Annotated in this window: 19 protein-coding genes; 15 read left to right on the top strand and 4 right to left on the bottom strand. The window is 70.0% G+C overall.

What is annotated here, in order from left to right; genetic code table 11:
* Window positions 1-86: 86 nt before the first annotated feature.
* Window positions 87-416 carry an MGMT family protein gene (locus tag ACFXI3_RS16570; RefSeq protein ID WP_067585909.1) on the bottom strand — a complete coding sequence of 110 codons (330 nt, stop codon included), beginning with the start codon at window positions 414-416 and terminating at the stop codon, window positions 87-89.
* A 116-nt stretch (window positions 417-532) separates the two neighbouring features.
* Here ACFXI3_RS16570 and ACFXI3_RS16565 point away from each other — a divergent pair, with 116 nt between their 5' ends.
* A complete protein-coding gene (locus ACFXI3_RS16565) occupies window positions 533-3,706 on the top strand; it encodes an ATP-dependent helicase (protein ID WP_378400206.1) in 3,174 nt (1,057 codons plus the stop codon).
* On the top strand, window positions 3,703-7,089 hold the full coding sequence (locus ACFXI3_RS16560) for an ATP-dependent helicase (protein ID WP_378400194.1): 3,387 nt from the start codon (window positions 3,703-3,705) through the stop codon (window positions 7,087-7,089). Before ACFXI3_RS16565 ends, ACFXI3_RS16560 begins: the two co-directional genes overlap by 4 nt.
* Before the next feature lie 3 nt (window positions 7,090-7,092).
* Here the strand turns inward: ACFXI3_RS16560 and ACFXI3_RS16555 are convergent, their stop codons facing one another.
* Window positions 7,093-7,476, bottom strand: a complete 384-nt coding sequence (locus ACFXI3_RS16555) for a DoxX family protein (protein ID WP_344288525.1) — start codon at window positions 7,474-7,476, stop codon at window positions 7,093-7,095.
* A gap of 106 nt (window positions 7,477-7,582) precedes the next feature.
* On the opposite strand from ACFXI3_RS16555, the gene ACFXI3_RS16550 reads away from it, so the two are divergent.
* Window positions 7,583-8,665: a potassium channel family protein gene (locus ACFXI3_RS16550; RefSeq protein ID WP_344288523.1), complete on the top strand. Its 1,083-nt coding sequence runs from the start codon at window positions 7,583-7,585 to the stop codon at window positions 8,663-8,665.
* A gap of 547 nt (window positions 8,666-9,212) precedes the next feature.
* On the top strand, window positions 9,213-9,632 hold the full coding sequence (locus ACFXI3_RS16545) for a hypothetical protein (RefSeq protein WP_344288521.1): 420 nt from the start codon (window positions 9,213-9,215) through the stop codon (window positions 9,630-9,632).
* Window positions 9,633-9,914: 282 nt separating this feature from the next.
* Here the strand turns inward: ACFXI3_RS16545 and ACFXI3_RS16540 are convergent, their stop codons facing one another.
* A complete protein-coding gene (locus ACFXI3_RS16540) occupies window positions 9,915-11,117 on the bottom strand; it encodes a neutral zinc metallopeptidase (RefSeq protein WP_378400193.1) in 1,203 nt (400 codons plus the stop codon).
* Between the two features lie 198 nt (window positions 11,118-11,315).
* On the opposite strand from ACFXI3_RS16540, the gene ACFXI3_RS16535 reads away from it, so the two are divergent.
* From ACFXI3_RS16535 to ACFXI3_RS16515, 5 genes are read left to right on the top strand one after another with little or no spacing between them, the layout of a single operon-like run.
* The gene (locus tag ACFXI3_RS16535) at window positions 11,316-12,764 is read left to right on the top strand and encodes a hypothetical protein (RefSeq protein ID WP_378400192.1); all 1,449 of its coding nucleotides are present in this window, start codon (window positions 11,316-11,318) and stop codon (window positions 12,762-12,764) included.
* Window positions 12,758-13,393, top strand: coding sequence for a DUF4129 domain-containing protein (locus tag ACFXI3_RS16530; RefSeq protein ID WP_344288518.1), 636 nt, complete (start codon window positions 12,758-12,760; stop codon window positions 13,391-13,393). The genes ACFXI3_RS16535 and ACFXI3_RS16530 overlap by 7 nt, the downstream gene beginning before the upstream one ends.
* Window positions 13,390-14,529, top strand: a complete 1,140-nt coding sequence (locus tag ACFXI3_RS16525) for a DUF4350 domain-containing protein (protein ID WP_378400191.1) — start codon at window positions 13,390-13,392, stop codon at window positions 14,527-14,529. The genes ACFXI3_RS16530 and ACFXI3_RS16525 overlap by 4 nt, the downstream gene beginning before the upstream one ends.
* Window positions 14,530-14,540: 11 nt before the next feature.
* Entirely contained in the window at window positions 14,541-15,491 is a 951-nt protein-coding gene (locus ACFXI3_RS16520; protein ID WP_344288893.1) for a MoxR family ATPase, read from the top strand.
* Window positions 15,492-16,772: a DUF58 domain-containing protein gene (locus ACFXI3_RS16515; protein ID WP_378400190.1), complete on the top strand. Its 1,281-nt coding sequence runs from the start codon at window positions 15,492-15,494 to the stop codon at window positions 16,770-16,772.
* Window positions 16,773-16,844: 72 nt separating this feature from the next.
* On the opposite strand, the gene ACFXI3_RS16510 is transcribed toward ACFXI3_RS16515, so the two are convergent.
* A complete protein-coding gene (locus tag ACFXI3_RS16510; RefSeq protein ID WP_378400189.1) occupies window positions 16,845-17,849 on the bottom strand; it encodes a stage II sporulation protein M in 1,005 nt (334 codons plus the stop codon).
* Between the two features lie 66 nt (window positions 17,850-17,915).
* On the opposite strand from ACFXI3_RS16510, the gene ACFXI3_RS16505 reads away from it, so the two are divergent.
* From ACFXI3_RS16505 to nudC, 6 genes are read left to right on the top strand one after another with little or no spacing between them, the layout of a single operon-like run.
* Entirely contained in the window at window positions 17,916-18,764 is an 849-nt protein-coding gene (locus ACFXI3_RS16505; RefSeq protein WP_378400188.1) for an RDD family protein, read from the top strand.
* A 4-nt stretch (window positions 18,765-18,768) separates the two neighbouring features.
* On the top strand, window positions 18,769-19,875 hold the full coding sequence (locus ACFXI3_RS16500) for a hypothetical protein (protein WP_378400187.1): 1,107 nt from the start codon (window positions 18,769-18,771) through the stop codon (window positions 19,873-19,875).
* Window positions 19,872-21,392 (top strand): DUF2207 family protein, encoded by a 1,521-nt coding sequence (locus ACFXI3_RS16495; RefSeq protein WP_378400186.1) that lies wholly within the window; start codon window positions 19,872-19,874, stop codon window positions 21,390-21,392. The genes ACFXI3_RS16500 and ACFXI3_RS16495 overlap by 4 nt, the downstream gene beginning before the upstream one ends.
* 9 nt (window positions 21,393-21,401) lie before the next feature.
* Window positions 21,402-22,694: a pitrilysin family protein gene (locus tag ACFXI3_RS16490; RefSeq protein WP_344288504.1), complete on the top strand. Its 1,293-nt coding sequence runs from the start codon at window positions 21,402-21,404 to the stop codon at window positions 22,692-22,694.
* On the top strand, window positions 22,691-24,082 hold the full coding sequence (locus ACFXI3_RS16485) for a pitrilysin family protein (RefSeq protein ID WP_344288502.1): 1,392 nt from the start codon (window positions 22,691-22,693) through the stop codon (window positions 24,080-24,082). The genes ACFXI3_RS16490 and ACFXI3_RS16485 overlap by 4 nt, the downstream gene beginning before the upstream one ends.
* On the top strand, window positions 24,082-25,089 hold the full coding sequence (gene nudC, locus ACFXI3_RS16480) for an NAD(+) diphosphatase (protein ID WP_378400185.1): 1,008 nt from the start codon (window positions 24,082-24,084) through the stop codon (window positions 25,087-25,089). The genes ACFXI3_RS16485 and nudC overlap by 1 nt, the downstream gene beginning before the upstream one ends.
* The last annotated feature ends 178 nt before the right edge of the window (window positions 25,090-25,267 follow it).

The following is a 25,267-nucleotide window of genomic DNA, read 5'->3' as shown; positions in this document are numbered from 1 at the left end:
CAGCGCGGAAGTGGCTGTCCGGAGGCCGTGGTGCGGGAGTGGTCGTGCGGAGGCCGTGGTGCGGGGAAGTAGCCGTTGCGGAAGATCTAGAACAAGCCGGGCGGCTCGTCCTCGCCAGGCTCGTCCCCGTCCGGCCGCCAGCGGTACTTCCGCAGGTCCACCTTTTCGCCGTCCGCCAGCACGCCCTCGGCGCGCAGCCGTTCGAGCTGTTCGTGCAGCAGATGCGGCGCGGGAGTCCCGTTCGCGCGGAGGATGCGGTGCCAGGGCAGGTCGTGGCCGTCCTCGGCGAGGGCGCGGCCGACCATGCGCGGAGAGGGAGCACCGGAGAGCGCTGCGACGTCGCCGTACGTCGCGACTGTCCCCGCGGGTACGTCGGCGATGACTGCGCGTATCCGCTCGTGCAGTTCGTCGTTCATGACCCGGCAGATGATAGTCCCGCCGAGGGGTGTGCCGGTGCGCCACCCGGGTGAGCGGGCATGGTTCCATCGCTGATGTGCACGTGCGGAGAGCAGGGAACGGACAGGCGCGGCTGGTGCGCCCGCCGGTCCCCGCCGCACCCACGTTCACCTGGGACGAGGACGCTCGACGGCTGCTGTCGGCCCCCTCGGGATTCCGCCGGGTGCTCGGCGGGCCGGGCACCGGCAAGACCGCGTTGCTCGCCACCGCGGCCGCGCGCCGGATCGCGGAGGGGGCGGATCCGGAGAGCGTGCTGCTGCTCACGACGTCCCGCCGGGCGGCGGACGCGTTGCGGGCCGACCTCACGCGACGGCTCACGTCCGATCCGGACCAGGAGTCTCCGCTGCCGCGCACGGTGAGTGAACCGCTCGTGCGCACAGTGCATTCGTACGCGTTTTCGTTGCTGCGCCTGGAAGCTCGCGCGGAGGAGCTGCCGCCGCCGCGATTGCTGGCCGGAGCGGAGCAGGACGTGGTCGTGCGCGAGCTGCTGGAGGGCGACCTGGACGAGGGCGCGACCGGGTGGCCGGAGCAGTTGCGTCCGGCGCTGACCGTGCCCGGGTTCGCCGAGGAACTGCGCGACCTGCTGATGCGGGCTGCCGAGCGGGGGCTCGGGCCGGAGGATCTCACCGAACTCGGGCATCGCCAGGATCGCGAGGAGTGGGTCGCGGCGGGGGAGTTCTGGGCACAGTACGAGGAGGTCACCCAGCTGCAGGGGGCCGGAGGGAACGCGCTCGGCCTGCCTGCCGCGCCCGCGCTCGACGCCGCCGAATTGGTGACGTCGGCGTTGCTCGCGCTGGAGGACGACGAGGAGCTGCGCGAGCGTGAACGAGGCCGGGTGCGGCACCTGTTCGTCGACGACGCGCATCACCTGGATCCGTTGCAGGTCCAGCTGATCCGCACGATCGGGCACACCGCGGAGGAGTTCGTGGTGGCCGGCGATCCCGATCAGTCGGTGTTTTCTTTCCGTGGCGCGGACCCGAAACTGTTCGCCGATTCCGACAATGACGGCGACCGGACAGTCATGCTGACCACGTCGCACCGGCTCGCTCCGACTGTCCGGGCGGCGGTCGCGAAGCTCGGTGCGACGCTTCCGGGTGCCTCGGCGCATCGGAAGCTGGTTACCCCGCAAGGGAAACGCGGCGGCAAGGTGCGGGTGCGGCTGATGCCGACGCCGGCAGCGGAGGCGAGCTGGATCGCCGACCAGCTGCGTCGGGCTCATCTTGTCGACGGGGTGCCGTGGTCGGAGATGGCGGTGCTGGTGCGGTCTCCGGCGCGGACTTTCCTGGTGTTGCAACGCGCCTTGCGCGCGGCTGGGGTGCCGATCGGTTCGGCTACTGAGGAATTGCCGTTGGCGAAACACTCCGCGGTCCGGCCGTTGCTGGCGGTTTTGCGGATCGCGGCCGAACCGGAACTGCTGGACGTCGACATCGCGGAGATGCTGCTGTCCTCGTCGCTTGGTGGGGCTGATCCGTTGGCGTTGCGGCGGTTGCGACGCGGTCTGCGTCGGCTGGAGTTGGCTGGCGGTGGGCAGCGGTCGAGTGACGAACTGCTCGTGGAAGCATTGCGGGGCGGGGACATTCTCGTTGGTCTCGCTGACAACGAAGCGCTGCCGGTGCGTCGGGTCGGCAAGCTGTTGAGTGTCACGCACCAGGCGGTGAGCCGCGGTGACGGCGTCGAGCAGGTGTTGTGGGAGCTGTGGCAGGCGAGCGGGCTGCAGGAACGGTTGCTGCGGTTGGTGGATCGCGGCGGTTCGCTGGGCGCGCAGGCTGATCGTGACCTGGACGCTGTGGTGGCGTTGTTCGATTCGGCGGGCCGGTATGCCGACCGGTTGCCCAAGGCGAGTGTCGCGGCGTTCGCGGATTATCTGTCGTCGCAGAACATCGCGGGGGACACCCTTGCGCCCGCGGCTATTCCGGGTGAAGGGGTTTCGCTGCTTACCGCGCACGCGTCCGCGGGTCGCGAGTGGACAGTCGTCGCGGTCGCCGGGGTGCAGGAGGGTGCGTGGCCGGACATGCGGCTGCGCGGGTCGTTGCTGGGTGTGGAGCGGCTGGTCGACCTGCTGTCCGGAGTGGACGAACACGACAAGGTGTCCGCGATCGCGCCGATTCTCGCCGAGGAGCGGCGGCTGTTCTATCTCGCGGCGAGCCGGGCGCGCCGGACGTTATTGGTCACCGCGGTGGCCGGAGAAGACGAGCAGCCGTCCCGGTTCCTAGACGACCTTGAGGAGAACGGCGCCGACGACGGCATGCTCGACTCCCGGATGAAACCGCCGGGCCGATCGCTCGTGCTGGCCGAATTGGTCGGCGAGCTGCGCGAGGTCGTGTGCGACGACAAGACGGACCCGGAGCGGCGGAAGCGGGCGGCGAAACAGCTTGCCCGGCTCGCCGCAGCTGGGGTTCCGGGCGCGCATCCGGACACTTGGTACGGGTTGATGGAAGCGTCCACAGAGGACCCGGTGCACGGGCCAGGCGACCTCATGCGGATCTCTCCGTCCACTGTGGAGATCCTCGTGAAGTGCCCGCTGCGCTGGTTGATCGAACGGCACGGTGGCAGTGATCCGGCGCAACTGGCGGCGGTGACCGGAACTCTCGTGCACGGCCTGGCGCAGGCGATCGCGGGCGGGAGCACCGAGGAGCAGATCCAGGCCGCGCTGGACGAGGCGTGGGTGCGCGTGGACGCTGGCGCGCCGTGGTTTTCCCGGCGCGAGCGGTCCCGAGTGGAGCTCATGCTGCGCAACTTCGTGTCGTGGCTGGAAAAATCGCGGCAGGAGCTGATCGAGGCCGGGGTCGAGCAGGACATCGAGGTCGAGTTGCCGATGGGCGACGAAGAGGTCCGCGTGCTGCTGCGCGGGCGCGTCGACCGGGTCGAGATGGACAAGGACGGCCGCCCGGTGATCGTGGACATCAAGACCGGCAAGGTCCCGGTGTCCGGCGCGGACGCGGAGAAGCACCCGCAGCTCGCGGCGTATCAGCTGGCGGTGCTGCTGGGCGCGGTCGAGGGCAAGAACACGCCCGGCGGCGCGAAACTCGTCTACGTCGCGAAAGGGAACAATAAAACCGGGGCCACGCAACGGGATCAGCCGCCGATGGACGAGGACAGCGGGCGTGAGTGGCTGGAACTCGTGCGGTCCGCTGCGGCTGCCGCGGTCGGTCCGGACTACCAGGCGCACGAGAACGCCGACTGCGACCGGTGCCCGGCGCGCGGTTGCTGCCCGCTGCGTCCGGAAGGGCGTCAGGTGACCGGACCGTGAGCCCGGTGGTGATCGCCAACCCCGTCGGACCCGCGGAAATCGCCGACGCGCTGGGGTTGCACCGTCCGACGCCCGAGCAGGCGACCGTGATCGCGTCGCCGGTCGAGCCGTCGCTGGTCGTCGCGGGCGCGGGCGCGGGCAAGACAGAAACCATGGCCGCGCGCGTGGTCTGGTTGGTGGTCAACGGAATCGTGAGCCCGGAGCGGGTGCTCGGCCTGACCTTCACCCGTAAAGCCGCGCGTCAGCTCGGCGAGCGGGTGCGGGCGCGGCTTCGGCGGCTCGCTGGCTCGGGGCTGTTGGAGCGACTTGATCCGTCGGGCGCGTTGCGGTCCACTGTGGTCGCTGGCGAACCGACGGTGCTGACTTATCACGCGTATGCCGGGCGTTTGCTGTCGGAACACGGTTTGCGGCTTCCGGTACAGCCGGGTGTCCGGTTGCTGTCGGAGACTTCCTCTTGGCAGCTGGCGCACCGAGTGGTGTCCACTTGGGACAATGACCTGGACACCGACCGGGTGCCGCCGACGGTCACCGCGCAACTGCTTGCGCTGGCCGGTGAACTTGGCGAGCATTTGATTTCGACGGAGAAGCTCAGGCAGTACACCGAATGGCTGTGCGAGGTCATCGAAAACGCGCCGCGGGCTAAAGGGCAGCGCGCGTCGCTGCCGGTGAAGCTTCAGGATGTGCTGGCAGCACAACGGTTTCGGCTCGCGTTGCTGCCGCTGGTCGAGGATTACCACCGGCGCAAACGGGCGGAAGGCGCGCTCGACTTCGCGGACCAGATGTCGCTGGCCGCTCAGCTCGCGGACGGATATCCGGCGGTGGTCACGGGTGAGCGCGAGCGTTACGGGGCCGTGCTGCTGGACGAGTATCAGGACACTGGACACGCGCAGCGAGTGTTGCTGCGGTCGTTGTTCGGCGGGGTTGACCATCCGCCGATGCCGGTGACCGCGGTCGGCGACCCGGCGCAGGCGATTTACGGCTGGCGCGGCGCGAGTGCGGCGAACCTGCCCCGGTTCACCACGGATTTCCCGCGCCGCGGCGAGGAACGGCTCGAAACCGCGCACGAATTCGGGCTGCTCACGAGTTTCCGCAATCCGCCGGAAATTCTGGAGCTGGCCAACGCGATCTCGGAACCGTTGCGGCAGCGCGGACTTGGCGTCGAACGGCTGCGCGCGCGGGACGGCGCTGGACCGGCGGACATCGCGGTCGCGTTGCTGCCGGACGTGCGCGCGGAACGCGAGTGGGTCGCCGACGCGATGGCGCAGCGCTGGCATGCGGAGAAAGAGGAATCCGGCAAGCCGCCGACCGCCGCGGTGCTGGTGCGCCGCCGGGCGGACATGGCCCCGATCGCGGCGGAAATGCGCATGCGCGGGCTGCCGGTGGAGGTCGTGGGCCTCGGCGGATTGCTGGACGAACCGGAGGTCGCCGACCTCGTGTCCACGTTGCGGGTGCTCGCCGATCCGCTCGCGGGCAGCGCGGCCGCACGGCTGCTGACCGGTGCGCGCTGGCGGATCGCGGCGGCGGACGTCGCGGCGTTGTGGCGGCGGGCCAACGAACTCACCTCGCCCGAACCGCGCGCGCAGGAGGGCGAGGAGCCGGAGCTGGTCGCCGAACGCGCGGAACAGGCCGGCCTGATCGACGCCGTCGACGAACCCGGCGCGCCCGAGCGTTACTCCGCGGAGGGGTACCGCCGCATTCGTCGGCTCGGTGCGGAATTGACCGCGTTGCGGCGGCGGTTGGATCAATCGCTGCCGGAATTGGTCGCGGATGTCGAACGCACGATGCTGCTGGATGTCGAATCGCTCGCCCGTCCCGGGTCGGCTGGTCGCGCGCATTTGGACGCGTTCGCCGAAGTCGTTACTGATTACGCGGAAACCGCGCCGACCGCGACCCTGTTGTCCTTTGTGGACTACCTGAACACCGCGGCACACGCGGAGGACGGCCTCACGCCTGGTGAAGTGCAGGTGGTTCCGGACCGCGTGCAGGTGCTCACCGTGCATTCCGCCAAGGGGCTGGAGTGGGAAGTAGTGGCTGTTCCGCACCTGGTCGCTGAGGTGTTCCCGGGCAAACGTCGTTCGTCGTCATGGTTGCGCACTTCTACCGCGCTGCCTGCGCATTTGCGTGGTGACGCGGCGGATCTGCCGAAGCTGCAGGTCGCGGAAGGCTATGACCGCAAGGAAGTTCAGGAAGCACTGGAACTGCACGAGGAAGGGTTCGTCGCGCGCGAGGCCGACGAGGAGCGACGGTTGTGTTACGTCGCGCTGACCCGTTCCGAGCGCGCGCTGCTCGTTTCGGGGCATTGGTGGAACGAAAGCAGTACGCGCGCCAAGGGTCCGTCGATCTTCCTGTCCGAGATCGCCGAGGTGATGGGCGAGGCCGATCCGCCGCTGGGCGTTGTGGACGTCTGGGCTGACGAACCGGCCGAGGACGACGAGAACCCGCTGGTCGCGGACTCGCGAGCGGCGAAATGGCCGGTGGATCCGCTGGGCGACCGGCGGTCCGGCGTGGCCACCGGGGTGGATCTGCTGCTGGCGGAAATGGCGGCGCTGGAAGAAGAACCCGAGCCGGAACCCGAACCCGAACCCGAAGCCGAACCTCTTCCGGCGGCCGACGACGACGAAATCCCGCTGCCGCCGGAACCCGAGGACGAAGAGGAGTACCTGGCAGAAGACTTCGAAGACGACGAAGACGTCATCGACCCGGAAGATCCCGATGGCTGGGCCGCCGACACCGACGTCCTGCTCGCCGAACGCGCCCGCTCGCAGTCCACAGTGGATCGCGTCGCGCTGCCCGCGCAACTGAGCGTGAGCCAACTGGTGGACTTGGCGTCCGATGCGGACGCTCTGGCGCAACGCCTGCGTCGCCCACTTCCGTTGCCGCCCAACACCTTCGCCCGCCGCGGCACCGCGTTCCACAGCTGGCTGGAACAACGCTTCTCCGGCGACCGGCTGCTGGAGATCGACGACCTGCCCGGCGCGGCCGACGTCGGCGAGGCTCCGGACACTGATTTCGAAGCCCTGCAAGAAGCTTTCGAGAACAGCGAATGGTCCGACCGCGTCCCGGTGGCCGTGGAGGTGCCGTTCTCCGCGGACGTCGAAGGCATCACCCTGCGCGGCCGGATGGACGCGGTGTACGCCGATCCGGACGGTGGCTGGACTGTTGTGGACTGGAAAACCGGCTCGGTCCCGTCCGAAGAACGGTTGCCGGCACTGGCGGTTCAGCTCGGCGCGTACCGATTGGCGTGGGCGGCGCTGAAGAAAGTTCCGGTGGAACGGGTGCGCGCGGCCTTCCACTATGTCCGACCTGGACACACGTTGCGCCCAGCCGATCTCCTGGACGCGGAAGGCCTGCGTGCCTTGCTGCGCAACGTTCCGCGAGAGTAAGAGCTAGGCCCGATCGCGCACGGTCAACGCCCAGCTCACCAACGGCCACTGCATCGGCAACCGCAGCCACGCCACCGCACGATCCCGGGCCGGACGTCCGCGTCGCTGGTAGTCCAGCGCCATCTTCACGTTCCCCGGGAACACCCCGACGAACAGCAGCGCCGCCGCCAGCCCGCCCAGCCGACGCGTGCGCGGCAACGCGATCCCGGCGGCGACGGTCAACTCGGCGGCACCGGAGGCATAGGTCCAGGTGCGCCGGTCACCGGGCAACTCCTTCGGGACCAGCGCGTCGAACGGCTTCGGCCGGACGAAGTGCAGGACCCCGGCCCCGGCCAGGAGGGCGGCGAGAAAGTGGGCCGGACGTTGCGACGCGCGAGGCTCGGACATGCGGCAAGCCTGCCACAGCATGATCGCCGTGACGGGTGTGCGGGTGCTCCGATTGGGTTATCCTCCCGGCTGTGAGTGACGCCGAACGCGCGTTGGGGGCCGGTGCATGAAGGCCTTGAAACGGCTGCCCCTGAACGTCCGGTTGAACGACCGGCCCGACCACGAGCTCGTCGGCGTGATCCGGATGCCGGAGCTGACCGTCAGCCCGATGCGGGCGATCGTCAAGCGGATCATCGGCGCGCTGCTGGCGCTGCTCGCCACGGTGCTGATCGTCTATCTCGACCGGGACGGCTATCGCGACGCCAACGGCGACGGCCTCTCGCTCCTCGACTCGCTTTACTACGCGACAGTTTCCCTCTCGACCACCGGCTACGGCGACATCGCCCCGGCCACCGCGTCCGCGCGGCTGGTGAACGTCATCGTGATCACGCCGCTGCGGGTGCTCTTCCTCATCGTCCTCGTCGGGACCACCCTGGAAGTGCTCACCGAGCGCTCCCGGCAGGCGTTCAAAATCCAGAAGTGGAGGACGAAGGTGCGTGACCACACCGTCGTCGTCGGTTTCGGCACGAAGGGCCGCTCGGCGGTCAACGCGCTGCTCGGCGACGAGGAGGTGCAGGCCAACCGCGTAGTGGTCGTCGACACCGACCAGCAGGCGCTGGACGCGGCGAGCGCGCTCGGGCTTGTCACCGTGCACGGATCGGCGACCAGGGCGGACGTCCTGCGAGTCGCGGGCGTGCAGCACGCGCGGGCCGTAGTGGTCGCGCCGAACCGCGACGACACGGCCGTGCTGGTCACCCTCACCGCGCGCGAACTGGCCCCGAAGGCGCACATCGTGGCGTCGGTGCGCGAGGCGGAGAACGTGCACCTGCTGAAGCAGTCCGGGGCGAACCAGGTCGTGGTGTCGAGCGAGACGGCCGGGCGGCTGCTCGGGATGGCGACGTCCACTCCGCTTGTAGTGGACATGGTCGAGGACCTGCTGACCCCGGAATCCGGACTGGCGATCGCCGAACGCGCCATCGAACCGAGCGAGGAAGGCGGCTCGCCCCGGCACCTGCCGGACACGGTGCTCGGCGTGGTGCGCGACGGGGTGCTTTACCGGGTGGACGCTCCGCAGGCGGACGCGCTGGAACCGGGGGATCGGCTGCTGTACGTCAAGAAGGTCACGCAGGTCGACCACATCGAACGCTGAGGTTCGCCTGGTTTGGCTGGGGCGGGTCTGGCTGCGGCTGGACTGAGCTGGCATGGGGTGGCGTGAGGCGGCATGGGGAGCGCTGATGCACCGAATGCCGCATCTAGCGCGCCGGTGACCGAACGCCGCGTGGGGCACGCGGGGTGCGCGAACGCCGTGTTGAGTTCGCGGAGGCAGGGACCTCGGCGTGCGGTATGTGGGTGCGCAAATGCCGTGTTGAGTGCGCCGGTGACCGAACGCGGCGCGGGCCACGCGGGTGCGCAAATGCCGTGTTGAGTGCGCGGAGGTACCGAACGCGGCGTGGATGCGCGAATGCCACTCGGGCGCGCGGGATGCAGCGAAGGCGGCGTTGAGCGGCTGAGACGCACCCAAAGTGGCATTGGGGCTAAGCAGAGCCGGGGGCGGCGGGTGACGTCGCACTCGCGGCGGGTGCCGGGGTCCCCCGTGCGCGGGCACCTCACTGGGTTTTGCCCCCGCCATCTGGAAGCATGGTCTCGTGCAGGTTTCCGACCCCCCGCATAAGAGCCCCGTCAAGCGGTGGCTGCAGGTGGGCATCCCGATCGCGGCCGGGGTGCTCGTCGTGGTCTTGACGTGGCTCGCCGGCCCGGGGCTGCTCGGCATCCACGCGAAGTCCGCGGGCGCGCCGGTGGACGCGCAGATCACCAAGGCCGTCGACTGCTCGGTTCCCGGGGCGGCCGAATCGGTCTCGTTCCAGCTCGGCGGCAAACCGCGCCAGGGCACGCTCGACAGTTGCGGGCACGGCAAGGACGAGCATCTCCAGGTGCTGGTCCCGGACGACGCCCCGGACAGCGGCCTCGTCTCGGTGACCACTCCGGACACCTCGGCGGGCTCGCAGGACCTGCGCGCGCCGATCGCGCTGGCGCTGCTGGTGTTCGCCTGCTTCTGCGGCGGGATGTACGCCTACCTGGTGATCCGCGGTTCGGGCAAGCTCGCGCTGCTCAGCTGACGCTCCCGGATCACGGCCGCCGCTTGAAGCGGAAGGCGCGCTGGGCAAACCACTACGCCCGCAGCGCCAATCCTCGCTAAGACTCAGCCTCGATCATCAAACCACTACGCCCGTAGTGCTTGAATTGTGCCGAACGCGGCCACCGGAAGCGACCACTGCACCCGCAGCGCCAACCTTCCCCAAAACTCAGCTGCGCTCAGCGAACCACTGCACCCGTAGTGGTTGGATTGCCCCGAACGCAGCCACTGGAAGCGAACCGCTACGACCGCAGTAGCGACCGGTTCAGCTGACGTCCGAAGCAGACGCGGCGAAGGTGTTGCAGTCCGCGATCCGGTTGTCCTTCGCCCCGGCTCGCCACCACTGCGCGTAGTGCGCGTTGGTGCCGTGGTCGTGGCTGCGGGAAGTGTTGTCGCCGCGGGTTTCCTGGTCGTTCCAGGCCTTGTTGTACATGTCGCGGGTGATCGTGCCGCCGCGGTCGACGTGCGCTCCGAGGAACATCCCGGAGAAGCACTGCGCCTGTAGTTCTTTGCGGCGCGACATGTCGAGGCCCTCGGGGCTGTTCTGCCCGGCCGCGTAGATCTTCTGCCACGCGGCGTCCATGATGCCCGCGACTTCCTGCACGTGGTGGCCGTACTCGTGGGCGAACAGTGCCAGATAGACACCGGGATTGTTGCCGTACTGGTCGGTCTGCAGGCCCTTGAACGGCACGTACAGGTTGTTCTCGCAGTAGTACGCCGCGGTCGCGATGCCGACCTGGATGGTGCCGCATTCGGTGTCGAAGCTCGGCCCGGTCGGGAAGTGCAGCGCGGGCGGCGTGAACGGCAGGTTGTAGGACTCGAGGAACGGACCCCACGCGGCGTCGAGGCATTTGCTCGCCGCGGTGAAGAACGCTTCCGCGCCGTCCTGCGTGCTGGTCCACTGCGGGAGGTTGCAGACGAGGTTCTGGAGGCCGGCGTTGCGGTCCTGCAGGATCGGGTGATCGGCCAGCTTGAGGATTTTGTGCGGTCCCGCGCTGGCGGAGGTGCTCGGGCTTTCCGACGGACTGGTCGGCGCGCTCGAAGCGGTGGACGAACCGCTGGTGGGCGGCAGTTCGTAGGCGGAAGTCGGCGAGGGCGGCGCGGCCTGGTAGCCCGCGTTGCTCGGCCCCGACCCGCGGTTCAGCGAAACGATCGCCACGACGCCCAGTGCCAGCACCGCGACCGCGCCGAGGCACAGGCCGACAATCAGACCGGTCGGTTTGCGCGGCGGCACCGGGTAGGACGACGGCGGCTGCTGCCACGGGGGTCCCTGCGGCGGCGGCCCTTGCGGCGGCGGGCCCTGGTACTGCGGCTGCTGTCCCTGGTACGGCCCTTGTCCCGGCTGTGCCTGGTAGGGACCTTGCGCCTGGCCGGGGTACTGGCCCGGCGGCACCGGTCCTTGACCCGGCACCGGCGGCGGTTGAACGGTCCCGCGTGGCGGCACCTGGCCGTAGGGCGGTTGCGTCATCAGGGCAGTCCCGGTGGGTCTCGGCGCGGGCCGGGCGTCCCCCGGCTTGCCGTTCAGCATATCGGGGGACGCCCGGCCCGCCGCAGCACTTCGCCGGACTGCGTCCTCGCCCGGACGTCCCCCCAGGTCTGGCCGGGTGCGGACGGCTCTGGAAGAGTGACGGCAGCAACCGCAGGGCCGTGCAGACGAGGGGCTCCGATGACACATTCACCCGGTTCGCCCGGGCCGGGGGACGACACGCCTACGCCGAGCCGGGGCTTCGCGAGCCCCGACCCCGGCGCGTCCGCCGCCACTCCGCCGGAGACCGGCGAAACGGACACCTCGTCCTCGCCGTCCGGCTCTGGCGCCGGAATTTCGTCGTCCGCCAGCGAAAACTCCGCTTCGTCCGGGGAGCCGCAGGCCGCTTCGGACGGTCAGGCCGACGCGAATCCGTCGCCTGCCAGCGAAAACGTGGGTGGCGCTACGTCGCAGCCGGGCTGGGCAAGTCCGGCTGGCGCGGCTTCGCCTTCTGCTGGTGAGAATCCGGCATCCCCGCAGCCGGGCAGCGAGACCTCGGCTGGCGTGTCTTCGTCTTCCGACGGCGAGAACCCGACCGGCGCCTCTCCGGGACAGCCCGGCGCATTCCCGCCTCCTGGCGCGACTCCGCCGCCCGCGGGCGGCCAGTGGCAATCCCCGGGCCAGCAACCGCTTCCGCAGTACCCCGGCGGCGCCTACGGGCGTCCCGGCGCCGGCTGGAACCCGAACGGGCTGGGCAAACCGGGCGTGATCGCGTTGCGTCCGTTGAACGTCGGCGACATCCTCGACGGCGCGATCACCGCGATCCGCCGGTATCCGTTGCTGATCCTCGGGGTGGCCGCGATCGTCGCGGTGGTCTCGGCGGGGCTGAATCTCGCCGCGTCGCTGTGGCTGGTGCCCGATTTCAACCGGGTCGCCCAGCTCGGCCCGGCCGCGACGCAGCAACAGCAGCTCGACGCGGCTTACAGCCTGCTGGGCTCCGCGCTCACCGCGCTGCTGCCGACGCTCGTGATCTCGATGCTGGCGCAGACTTTCCTCACCGGCTTCCTCACCGTGGTGATGGGCAAGGCGGTGCTTGGCCGCCCGGTCGACTTCGGTTCGGCGATGCGCGAAGCCGCTCCGCGCCTGCTGCCGCTGCTCGCGGTCACCGTCCTTTACGCGCTGGCCACGATCGTCGCCGCGGCGTTCTGCCTGCTTCCCGCCGTGCTGCCGTATGTGTTCTGGTCGCTCACCGGTCCCGCGCTGGTGCTGGAACGCGGCACGATCGGGCAGGCGTTCACGCGGTCGCGGCAGCTCGTGTCGGGCATGTTCTGGCGGGTGTTCGGGATTCTGCTGCTGGCGGGCGTGATCGGCTGGATCATCTCGGCGATCATCAGCGTTCCGTTCAGCCTCGGCTCCGGCGCGTTCAGCGGCCTCTTCAACCCCCAGGCGACCCTGCCGAAGGTGACGACCGGCGGGTTGGTGCTGCAGTCGGTGGGCAAGGTGATCGCGGAGACGATCGTCATGCCGTTCACCGCGCTGGTCACTGTGGTGCTCTACATCGATCAGCGAATGCGCCGTGAGGGCATGGACATCGAACTGGCCAGGGCGGCGGGCCTCCAGCCGCCGCAACCGCCGCAGCAGGCGTGGTGATCGGTTTTCTCGCCGACGTCCCGGTCGACATCGACCGGGACCCCGCCCGGCTGCGGGCGGTCCAGGAACTGACCGATCCGGGTTACGCGGCTGCCCGGCCGGGCTTTCTCGAGCAGGTCTCGCAATGGCTCGGGCAGCGGATTTCCGAACTGTTCAACGCGTTGTCCGGCGTGCCCGGCGGTCCGCTGGGCCTGCTGCTGGTGCTGGCCTTGGTGATCGTGCTGATCGTGGTCGTGCGGCTGCGGGTGGGCAAGGTCGGCCGGTCGGCGAAAACGTCCGGCGAGGTGTTCAGCGGACGGCGCGAAACCGCGGACGAGTACCGGAAAGCCGCCGAGGAAGCCGCCGCTCGCGGCGATTTCGCGGACGCGGTGCGGGACCGGTTCCGCGCGCTCGTGCGCGGGATGGAGGAGCGCGCGCTGCTCGACGTCCGCTCCGGCCGGACCGCGGACGAAGCCGTCGCCGAAGCCGGAAGGTTCCTGCCGGACTTTGCTGTTGAGCTCACCGCTGCCGCGCGGCAGTTCGACGACGTCCACTACGGCGGGCGGCCGGGCACCGAAGCCGGCTACCGCACTTTGTCCGAATTGGACGAACGCGTCCGTCGCGCGCGACCGGTTTTGGCGGACGCATGAGCACAGCTGTTTCGCCGGATCTGCGCCGAATCTGGCGTGGCGCCCGGATTCCGCTCGCGATTCTCCTGCTGATCGTGATCGTCGCACTGGCCATTGTGCTCAGTCGCGGCAAACAGACCAGCGGCGAATTCGACCCCGGCTCCTACGAGCCACGCGGCAGCCACGCCCTCGCGCATTTGCTGGAGCAGGAAGGCGTTCAGATCCACGCCGTGCATTCGCTCGCCGAGGCGCGCGAGGCGGCCGACAGCGGAACACTGCTGATCACCAACCCGCAATTGGTGCCGACGAACGGATTGGCTGATCTGCGCCGCCGGGTCGCGCACCTCGTTCTCGTCGCGCCCGGATCGACCGCGCTCGGCATGGCCGCGCCGACAGTTTCCTCGATGGGAGCGGGAGATGTCCGGACACTGCAACCGGGTTGTACGGTCGGCGCGGCGGTCAGCGCGGGCTCGGTGACGCTCGGCGGACGCCATTACCGCACGGACGACAAGACGGCGCGCACCTGCTACAGCGACAACGGCGAACCGACTTTTGTGCAGCTCGCTGACCGAACCGGAACGGTGACCGTGCTCGGTTCCGCGGACGCGTTCACCAACGACCAGATCGCCAAAGAAGGCAATGCGGCTTTCGGCATGCGGTTGCTGGGCGATCACCGGCAGCTGACCTGGTACGTACCGTCCACAGAGGACCCCGCGCTGGCTGACGACAAGAAGCCGTTCGTCGACCTGATCCCGCCGGGCTGGCGCTACGGCGCGCTGACCGCGGGAATCGCGATCGTCCTTTTCGCACTGTGGCGGGCGCGGCGGCTCGGGCCGGTGGTGCGCGAACCGCTGCCGGTGGTCGTGCGGTCGGCGGAAACGGCGGAGGGCCGGGCCCGGCTGTACCGGCGCGGCGGCGCGACCGGGCACGCGGCGGAAACCTTGCGCGAGGCAGCCCGGACGCGGCTGCGGAAGAGACTGGGATTGCCGCGCGACGCCGGCCCGCCCGCGGTGGTGGAGACGGTGAGCGCGCGGACCGGCCGGGCGCCGAACGAGGTCGGGGCGGTGCTGTACGGCCCGTCGCCGTCCGACGAGACGGCGCTGGTGCGGCTGGCGGACGAACTGGACGCGGTGGAACGAGAGGTGGAGCGTTCTTGAGTGCCGAACAGATGCAGGACGCGCGGGCGGCCCTGATCGCGTTGCGCGCCGAGGTCGGGAAGGCCGTGGTCGGCAACGACGCGGCCGTCACCGGGCTCATCCTCGCGTTGCTCTGCCGGGGGCACGTGCTGCTGGAGGGTGTGCCGGGTGTCGCGAAAACGTTGCTGGTGCGGGCTTTGGCGGCGTCGCTGGACCTGAAGACGACGCGCGTGCAGTTCACGCCGGACCTGATGCCGGGCGACGTCACCGGGTCCATTGTGTACGACGCGCACAGCGGCGAGTTCTCCTTCCGCGAGGGCCCGGTCTTCACGAATCTGCTGCTGGCGGACGAAATCAACCGGACGCCGCCGAAGACGCAGTCGTCGCTGCTGGAAGCGATGGAAGAGCGGCAGGTCTCGATCGACGGCACTTCGCGGCCGTTGCCGGATCCGTTCGTGGTGATCGCGACGCAGAACCCGGTGGAGTACGAGGGCACCTACCCGCTGCCTGAGGCGCAGCTGGACCGGTTCCTGTTGAAGCTGACCATGCCGGCACCGTCACGTGAGGACGAAATCGGCATTCTTTGGCGGCACGCGCAGGGTTTCGACCCTCGTAACCTGGCTGCGGCAGGCGTGCGTCCGGTCGCGGGGGCGGCGGAGCTCGCTGCCGCGCGGGAGGCGGTCGCGAAGGTGACCGTCGGCCCGGAAGTGATCGGCTACGTCGTCGACTTGTGCCGCGCTACCCGGGAACTCCCGGCGGTGCGCATCGGCGTTTCTCCTCGTGGTGCAACGGCTTTGCTCGCCGTGACGCGTGCGTGGGCCTGGCTGTCCGGCCGGGATTACGCGACGCCTGACGACGTCAAGGCGCTCGCCCGTCCCGCGCTCCGGCACCGCCTCGACGTGCGGCCGGAAGCCGAACTCGAAGGCGTGACCGCGGACGGCGTCCTCGACCGGGTGCTGGCCTCCGTGCCGGTGCCGCGCTAAATGGCAGTCACCGGGCGGCTCGGGCTGCTGGCGCTCCTGGGGGCGCTGGTGGTCGGGCTGCTGTTCCCGTCCGGCACCGGCGTCGCGATCGTGGTCGCGGTGCTGCTGGTGCTGGTCGTCGTGGACCTCGCGCTGGCCGGGAGCGTGCGGGCGCTGCGGTTTTCGCGTAGCGGCACCACTTCCGTCCGGCTGGGGGAGCCCGCCGAGGTCACGCTGACCGTGACGAACCCCGGCGGACGCACCGTCCGCGGCTCCTTGCGCGACGCTTGGCCGCCGAGCGCCGGTGCCGACGACCGGCACGCTCTCGTCGTGCCTTCCGGCGAACGCCGTGCGTTGACGACCGCGCTGCTCCCGACCCGCCGCGGCGACCGCATCGCGGCCCGGGTGACTGTGCGCGCGGTAGGCCCGCTCGGGCTGGCCGCGCGGCAGGGTTCGCATGAGGTGCCGTGGGCGGTTCGGGTGCTGCCGCCGTTCCACAGCCGCAAGCATCTGCCTTCGCGACTGGCTCGCTTGCAGCAGCTGGACGGTCGCAATGCCGTGTTGATTCGGGGCCAGGGAACGGAATTCGATTCCCTGCGCGAATACGTGATCGGCGACGACGTCCGCTCGATCGACTGGCGCGCGACGGCCCGTGCTTCCGACGTGATGGTGCGAACGTGGCGTCCGGAGCGAGATCGGCAGGTGGTTTTGGTGCTGGACACCGGCCGCGTCTCGGCCGGTCGAGTCGGCGACGCACCGCGCTTGGACGCGGCGATGGACGCGGCGCTTTTGCTGGCCGCGCTGGCTTCCCGGGCGGGCGACCGGGTCGATCTGGTGGCTTATGACCGTCGGGTGCAGGCTTCGGTTCCGAATGCTTCGACGCCGTCTTTGGTGAATGCCCTTGCCACGATAGAACCGTCGCTGGTGGAGACGGACGCACGGGGGATGGCCGCGGAGGTGCTGCGCCGGACTCGGCGGCGGGCTTTGGTGGTGTTGTTGACGGGGCTGGAACCGGCTCCGTTGGAAGAGGGACTGTTCCCGGTGCTGGGGTCGCTGACGGCTCGGCATGAGGTGCTGGTGGCTTCGGTGGCGGACCCGCGGGTGGCGGAGATGGCGGCTTCGCGGGGGTCGGCGGAGGCGGTTTACGACGCTGCCGCGGCGGAACGCGCGTTGGCTGGCCGGGAGTCGTCGGTGGCTTGGCTGACCCGGCATGGGGTCGGGGTGGTGGACGCGGTGCCGGAGGAGTTGCCGCCCGCCCTCGCCGACCGCTACCTAGCCCTGAAAGCCGCGGGCCGGTTGTAGGTCCGTGAAGGGCTCCTTGAGGGAATTAGATTCCCTCAAGGAGCCCTTCACGGACTTCTCGCCAGGCAGGGGTCAGCCAGCTTCGGGCAGGGCGTCTCCGGCGGCGCGGCGGTCGACATCGCCGGTCTCCCCGTCTAGTGCCGCTCGTCGTCCCAGGGTGAAGACGTACGTCAGGAACAGCAGTTCCACCACCGCCCCGATGCCGATTCGCAGCCACGTCGGCCAGCCGGACGGTGTCACGAATGCCTCGATCACGCCGGACACCAGCAGCACGCACGCCAGCCCCAGCGCCATCACCACCACTGAGCGGCCCTGTTCGGCCAGTGCCGCGCTTCGCGAGCGGCGTCCTGGGTCCACCACGGTCCAGCCGAGCTTCAGCCCGGTCCCCGCCGCGATGAACACTGCCGTCAGTTCCAGCAAACCGTGCGGCAGCAGCAGGCCCAGCAGCACGTCGCCGCGTCCAGCAGACGACATCAAGCCGATCGCGACCCCGGCGTTCAGCGAGTTCATCCACAGTGCGGCGATCACCGGCAAGCCGAGCGCGACGCCCAGGAACAGGCACGTCGCCGCGACCCATGCGTTGTTCGTCCACACCTTCGCCGCGAAGGACGCCGCTGGCCCGGTCGAGTAGTACGTCTCGTACTGGCCGCCCGGTGCGGTCATCGCGTGCACCTCGTCCGGCGACACCAGCGACGCGCGCACCTCCGGATCGCCGGCGATCCACACGCCCAGCACTGCCATCACTGCGACCGACAGCAGCGCCGCCGGGATCCACCAGCGGCGGCTCAGGTACACCGCGGCCGGAAACCTCCGCGTGAAGAACAGGCCGACCTCGCGCCACGCCGGGCTGTGCGAGCCGGCCACCGCCGAACGGCCGCGGGCGACCAGCGCCGACAGCCTCGCCAGCAGGGCCGGGTCGGGTGCGGTCGAGCGGATCATCGACAGATGCGTCGCGGTGCGTTGATACAGCGTGACCAGCTCGTCTGCCTCCTGGCCGGTCAGCCTGCGCCGTCCGGCGAGCTCGCCGAGCCTGCTCCATTCGGCACTGTGCGCCGCGACGAACACATCGACGTCCACCGGCCACCTCCCTCGTGCGCCAGGATAGTGCCACCGGCGCTCGCGTCCGCGCTCTACGCTGGCCTCGTGCAGGAAGAGTCCGATCTCGTCACCGGTGAGGCCGTCGTCCTCGACCTGCGGGTGGCGAAGCTCGCCAGCCGCGCGGTCGCGATGCTGCTCGACGTCCTCGTCCAGGCCGCGTTGCTGCTGCTGGTGTTCGTCGCGCTGATGCTGACCGCGGGGTCGTTCGACTCGGCGCTCACCATCGCGCTGATGCTGACCACGTTCGTGCTCGTCGTGATCGGCTACCCGGTGCTGTTCGAAACGCTCAGCCGCGGCCGTTCGCTCGGCAAACTCGCGCTCGGCCTGCGCGTGGTGCGCCTCGACGGCGGCCCGATCAGCTTCCGGCACGCGCTGACCCGCGGGCTCGCCGGCTTCTTCGTCGACTTCTGGGCGCTCGGCTTCCTCGGCGCGGTGGCCGTCATCGTGTCGCTGACGTCGTCGAACGGCCGCCGTGTCGGCGACTACCTCGCGGGCACCCTGGTGATCCGCGAACGCGTGCCGCAGTCCGCGCAGGCGATCCTCATGGTGCCGCCGGGGCTGGAGGCGTGGGCCGCGCACTTCGACCTCAGCGGCCTCACCGACGACCTCGCCATGGCCTCCCGCCAGTACCTCGGCCGCTACCACGAACTGCGCCCGGAGGCGGCCGCGTCGCTCGGCTTCGGCCTGGCGCAGCAGGTTTCGGCGGCGATCGGCGTGCCGCTGCCGCACGGGATGCCGCCGTGGGTCTTCCTCACCGCGGTGCTGGCCGAACGCCGCAACCGCGACCACGCCCGGCTCGCGCCGACGCAGTACGGCCCGCCCGTCTACGCGCCGCCGCCGGTTCAGCCTCCGGCTCCGCCGAGGTCCGACAACCCCTTCACCCCGCCGAGCTGAGGACATGCTCGCCGACGACGTCACCGTCACCACCGCCCAGGACGGTCAGCTCACGGTCATCGAGCGCATCGTCACCGACGCCCCCGCCGTCCACCGCATCGCCGAACGCGTACCCGTCACGGACGACGAGGACCGGCTTTACTCGGTCACTGACCTGCATGTTTCCGGTGCCGCCAGCGCTGACGGCACGACGATCACGGTCACCGGGCCTGCCACCGTTTCGTACACAGTGGACGGTGCGGTCGCCGCTGGCGGACAGGTGCGGTTTCAGCTCACCGGCGGCTGGGATCGTGCGGTCGATCGGGTCACTGCCGCCTTCAGCGCGCCGGGAGTGTCCACGGCGGATTGCTACGCCGGTCAGCCGGGATCGTCTCGGCAGTGCACTTTCTCCGAACTGCGCAGCGGGGGAGCGCACGCCGAACAGAACGGTCTGCGCCTAGAGGAGCGGATCGATCTGGCCGCTCAGACCGGACCGTTGCCGGAGAACGCCCGGTTCGTCCCGACTGGACCGTTGGCCGCCTTCGCGCCGGGATTTCCTTCTGCCCTCAGTGGTCTCGCGTTAGTGCTCTACCTGCTCATCGGTGCCAGTGTGCTGCGGCGCCGCACCAGGCTGCGTGGTGAACTCGACCTCACCGGCACGGTCCTCGATCTCGTCGCCCGAGGGCATCTGCACATCGCCGACGGTCAGGTCAGCCATGGCGAAGCCGATCCGCTCACGCCGTTCGAACAAGCGGTCAAGACAGCCTTCCCGCCGGGTCCGCTCGCTGCCGCACGGCCGGATCCGGCGGAACTGCAAGCCCTTCTCGACGCCGAAGCGCATCGCCATGGCTGGCTGTCCACGAGACAACCGCACGTCCGCCGAGCCGGGCTCATCCTGGCCGCTGCGGGCGTCGTGACGACCGTCGTCCTCGCCCTCACCGTCGGCGAGGCGCTGATCGGCGTCGCGCTCCTGATCGCTGGAATCGCCACCTTCCTGGCCGCTCCGCTGGTTCACACCCGCCGTGGCCGCGCGTTGGGGACTCCGACGGGGTGGGCCGAATCTCCGTTGGCGGCAGAGATCGGCGCGATCCAGGCCATGGCCGAACGGCGCTCGGCGGTGGCCGCGCAATGAAACTTGCCGCCCTGCTGCTGATCCCGTTCGTCTGCGCGACACCCGCAGCAGCGCAAGACCAGCCGTCGCTGCCAGGCCTCCCGCAAAGCGTTGAAGTAGCGCTGAAAGTCCAGCGCGACGGCAGCCTGTCCGTCACCGAGGCGGTCTCAGTGCCGCGCGACACCTCGATGACCCGCACCATCGCGTTGCGCGCCAACGCCCGCGTGCTCGGTATCCGCGACATCAGCATCGAAGGCGCGGGCAACGCCGAATCCGGCAACGACCAGGTGACCTTCTACCTGCGCGGCGGAACGTCCGTCCTCCGGTACACAGTGGACGGTGCGGTCGGCACCAGCCTCGGCGTCGAGCACGTGACCTGGGACGTCGCCGGCGGCTGGGACACCCGCCTCGAACTGGTCCGCGCGACCTTCGCCGCACCCGCCATCCCCGATGCGCTCGACTGCCTCGCCGGTCCGCCCGATTCGACGTCCCGCTGCGGCGCCGCGCAAATCGACCACTCCGGCCTGACCCGCGTCTCGGTACCGAACCTCCAGCCCGGCTCGCGCGTACAGCTGACAGCCGAACTCCCTGGCGGCACAGTCGCCGCGACAGAGCACCTCATCCCCACCGGCCCCTTCGCCGCGACCGCGCCGGTCTGGTGGGCGTGGCTGGCCTTCGCCGTGCTGTCGCTCGCGGGTGCCGCCGCAGTCTTCGTACGCCGCCGTCGCGACGTACAGCCCGGCCGCGCCACTCCCGTACAGCTTCTCGACGACGGCCGCTTCTCGTCGCCCGACGGCGTGCTCCCTGGACACGTAGGACTGCTACTCACCGGACGCGTCAGTTCCGTCGACCTAGCCGCGACGGTGCTCGACCTATGCGTCCGTAACTACCTATGGGTCACCGAAGACGGCCCGAGCAGCTGGGTCCTCGTACGCCGCAACCCGCCCGACGAACACCTAACCTCCTTCGAGCGCGCGGTGTACGCAGCCGCTGTACCCGGCGAACCCGCGACGCTCGCCGAAGTCCGCGAAGCAGGCGTACGCGAGCTGGTCGCCGACACGGTCCGTCGCGGCTGGCGCTACCCGAAGCGACTGGCGAAGATCGGCCCTCGGCTATGTGGGTACGGCGTCTTCCTCACCGTCCTGCTGGCCTTCACCGTCGGTTACGCACAACTCGGGTTGGTGCTTCTCGCCGCCGGCCTCGCTGTGACAGCAGCAGCTCGTCTCCTGCCGGAGCGCACGAAGGCTGGCCTAGACCTCCGAGACCGCCTTCTCGGCCTCAACGCACAGCTGCGCGCGATGGAAGCGCCAGACGACGAACTGCTCGCCTCTCGCGCCCTCCCGTACGCGTACGCGCTGGGCGAAGCAGACGCTTGGCTAGTTAACGCTTGTTCGCTGTCGGCGTACTGGTACGGCGCCTCCGGTGAGGACGCTGTGCCGTTGGTGCGGACCAGGGGATTCGTGGCCGCACTGACGGTCGCGTTCGAGGGCGCGAGGCACCTCCGACCGGACGAGCCCAAGACGCCCGCGCCTGCGTAGGGTGGAGGCATGGCCGATCCCGAGCTCTTCCGTTTCACGATCGACAACGGTCTGCGCGTGGTGCTCGCTCCTGACCCGACCGCGCCGGTGGTCGGGGTCAGCGTGCACTACGACGTGGGCTTCCGTTCCGAGCCGGAGGGGTTGACCGGTTTCGCGCACCTCTTCGAGCACCTGATGTTCCAGGGCAGCGAAAGCCTGGAGAAACTGGCGCACTTCCGGCACGTGCAGTCCAGCGGCGGCACCTTCAACGGTTCCACGCACCCGGACTACACCGACTACTACGAGGTGCTGCCCGCGGCCGCGCTGGAACGCGCGCTGTTCCTCGAGGCCGACCGGATGCGCGCGCCGAAGCTGACCGCGGAGAACCTGGCGAACCAGATCGAGGTCGTCAAGGAGGAAATCCGGCTGAACGTGCGCAACCGGCCGTACGGCGGATTCCCGTGGATCCTGCTGCCGCCGGTGCTGTACTCCACCTTCGCCAACGCGCACGACGGCTACGGCGCCTTCGAAGACCTCGAAGGCGCGACGCTGGACGACTGCGCCGCCTTCTTCGACACCTTCTACTCGCCGGCCAACGCGGTGCTGACCGTCGCGGGCGACTTCGAGGTGGAAGACGCGAAGGCGCTCGTCCAGAAGCACTTCGGCGACGTCCCGCACCGGCCGGCTCCGGTCCGTCCGTCGTTCGCCGAGCCGCTGCCCACCACGGAGCTGCTGGGCGAGCACACCGACGCGCACGCGCCGCTGCCCGCGCTGGCCGTGGGCTACCGGATGCCGGACCCGATCAACGACCTCGACGGCTACCTCGCGTACCTGGTGCTGGCCGGAGTCCTCACCGACGGTGACGGTTCGCGGCTGCAGCAGCGGCTGGTGCACGTCGAGCCCCTGGTGGTCGACGTCGGCGCGGGCGCCGGGCTCTTCGGCCCGTTCGAGGCGCGCGATCCGGACACGTTCACCATCACCGCGATCCACCCGCCGGACGTGCCGCGCGAGCGCGTGCTCGCCGCGCTGGACGAGGAGCTGGAAAAGCTCGCGTCCACGCCGCCGGACGATCAGGAACTGAAGAAGGTCACCGCGCGCTGGGCGGCGAGCCTGCACGCGGAGCACGACCGGCTCGTGTCGCGCACGCTGGCGCTCGGCGCGTTCGAACTGCTTTACGGCGACGCGTCGCTGGTCTACCAGCTCGCCGACCGCCTGTCCGCGGTCTCCGGCGAGGCGGTGTCGGCGGCGGCGAAGGCGCTGCGCCCGGACGCGCGCGCCGTGCTCGTCGTGAAGCCCGCAAGCACCGAAGGGACGGAACAGTGACCTCGGCTGAACAGGTCAAAGCCGCACACCGCAGCGCCGAGGAGATCGGCCGCACCGCCGCCGGACCGCGGCCGCTGCCCGAACTGGGCCGCCAGCGCGCCGCCGCCGATCTGTCCCATGTGGACACGACGCTGTCCAATGGGCTGCGCGTGCTCGCGGTGCGCAAGGCGAGCGTCCCGATGGTCGAGCTGCGGCTGTGGATCCCGTTCGCGGGCGAGGACCGGATGCACGCGGCCACCGCGGAGGTGCTCGCGGAAACCGTGCTCACCGGCACCGCGCGGCGCGACCGGGTGGAAATCGACGCCGAGGTCGCGCTGATCGGCGGCGACCTCAACGCGGGCGTGGACCCGGAGCGGTTGTACTTCGGCGGCACCGCGCTGTCCGACGGCCTGCCGACGCTGCTGGACGTGCTCGGCGACGTGCTCACCGGCGCCACGTACGGCGACACGGAGGTCGAGCGCGAGCGGGAGCGGCTGATCGAGCGCATCGCGGTGTCTCGCACGCAGCCGCGCACCATCGCGCGCGAAGCGCTGCAGAAGCACCGCTACGGCGACCACCCGGCGACCCGCGAGGTTCCGCAGGCCGAGGACGTCGCCGAGGTGACCGCCGAGCAGGTGCGCGCGCTGCACAACGCCTCGGTGCTGCCGCGCGGCGCGGTGCTCGTGCTGGTCGGAGACCTTGACCCGCAAGAGGTTCCGGCCGAACTGGAGCGCGCGCTCGGCGGCTGGAAGTCGGACCGTTCGGCCGTGGTGCTGCCGCCGCTGCCCGCGCTGACCGGTGGCAACGTCCTGCTGGTGCCGCGGGCCGGTGCCGTGCAGTCGCAGATCCGGCTGTCCGCGCAGACGGTGCCGCGCACCGACCCGCGGTACCCGGCGCTGCAGCTGGCGAACCTGGCGTTCGGCGGGTACTTCTCCTCGCGGCTGGTCGAGAACATCCGCGAGGACAAGGGTTACACCTACGGCGCGCACTCGGGCTTCGAGTTCACCGGCGACAGCGCGGTGGTCAACGTGGACGCGGACACGGCCAACGAGGTCACCGCGGCGGCGTACCTGGAAACCCGGTACGAGCTGTTCCGGCTCGGCACCGTGGCGCCGACTGCCGAGGAAGTCGAATCGGTGCGGCAGTACGCGATGGGCTCGCTCGTCACCGGCACGTCGTCGCAGGGCGGCCTCGCCGGGCAGCTGATGGCGCTGGCGTCGAACGGCCTCGGCATCGAGTGGCTGCAGAGCCACCCGGAGCGGCTCGCGGCGGTCACTGAGGAGCAGGTCGCCGAAGCGGCGGCGGAGTTCTTCGCGCCCGGCCGGTTCACCGGCGTCGTGGTCGGGGACGCGGACCTGCTCGCGCCGAAGCTGGCCGCGCTCGGAGTTTCGGCAAACGAGAAGGACTGATGAGCGTTCCGTTCGAACTGGGGGCACTGCCGACGCTGTCGCGTTCCACAGTGGACCGTCAGGAAACCTTGCGCACCAACCCGGAGCGGCTCGCCGCGAAGTGGTCGGAAGCCCGCGTGGTGCTGCTCGACGACACCGGCCGCACGCCGGTCGTCGAGGGCAGCTCGGCGCTGGCCACCCGCAAGGCGATGAATTTCGGCACCGAGCCGCCCGCCGACGCGGTGTTCCTCGGCGAGTGGGAGGACGTCGACTACTGGTCGATGCCCGGCAGCATCGAGGGCGACGCCGACAGCGTGCGGCTCGCGGGCAGCTGGGGCGTGATCGAGGAAGTGCCGCGCGCCAACGGCGAGCTGTGGGTCGAGCTGCGCGGATACGGCGAGCAGCTCGACGACACGTCGGCCGGGCTGTTCACCACCGCGCAGGCATTGCGGCACTGGCGGCGGCAGTCGCGCTTCTGCGCCCGCGACGGCTCGCCGACGCAGCTGATCCAGTTCGGCTGGGCCAGCCGCTGCGAGGCCAAGGGACACGAGGAATACCCGCGCACCGACCCGGCGGTGATCTGCCTGGTGCACGACCTCGACGGGGTCAACGGCTCGCACGTGCTGCTCGCGCGGCAGCCGATCTGGCCGCCGGACCGCTACTCGGTGCTCGCCGGATTCGTGGAAGCGGGGGAGTCCCTGGAGGGCTGCGTCGTCCGCGAAATCCGCGAGGAGGCCGGGATCGAGGTGGGGGACGTGCGGTATCTCGGCAGCCAGCCGTGGCCGTTCCCGCGCTCGATCATGCTGGGCTTCACCGCACGGGCGGACCGCGAGGCGCCGCTGGTTCCGGCTGAGGGCGAGATCGAAGAGGCGCTGTGGGTGTCCCGGGAGGACGTCCGGGCCGCGTTCCGGAACGCCGGGACCGGGGTGCCGACGCCGATCGCTGGTGGTGCGTCGAATCTGTTGCTGCCGGGGAATTCGTCGATCGCCCGAGTGATGTTGAAGGCTTGGGCGGAAGCTGACGAATGACGGACGGGTGCGGGCCGCTTCGCAATCGGTGATGCGCGCCCGCCCGTTCGTCCGCCGCTAGTCCGCGCTCGTGAGTGGCGGTGGCCGGGTGGAACCGCCAAGGCCCCCGGGCCGTAAAAACAAAACACAAACCACCAACACAACATAAATAAACTATTAGGGGTGGTTGGTTGAAAAA

The organism is Amycolatopsis sp. NPDC059235 (genome assembly GCF_042754125.1).
Classification (GTDB): Bacteria; Actinomycetota; Actinomycetes; order Mycobacteriales; family Pseudonocardiaceae; genus Amycolatopsis; species Amycolatopsis albidoflava.
The sequence above is the reverse complement of the archived record's forward strand: the minus strand, read 5'-3'. Positions and strand labels throughout refer to the sequence as shown.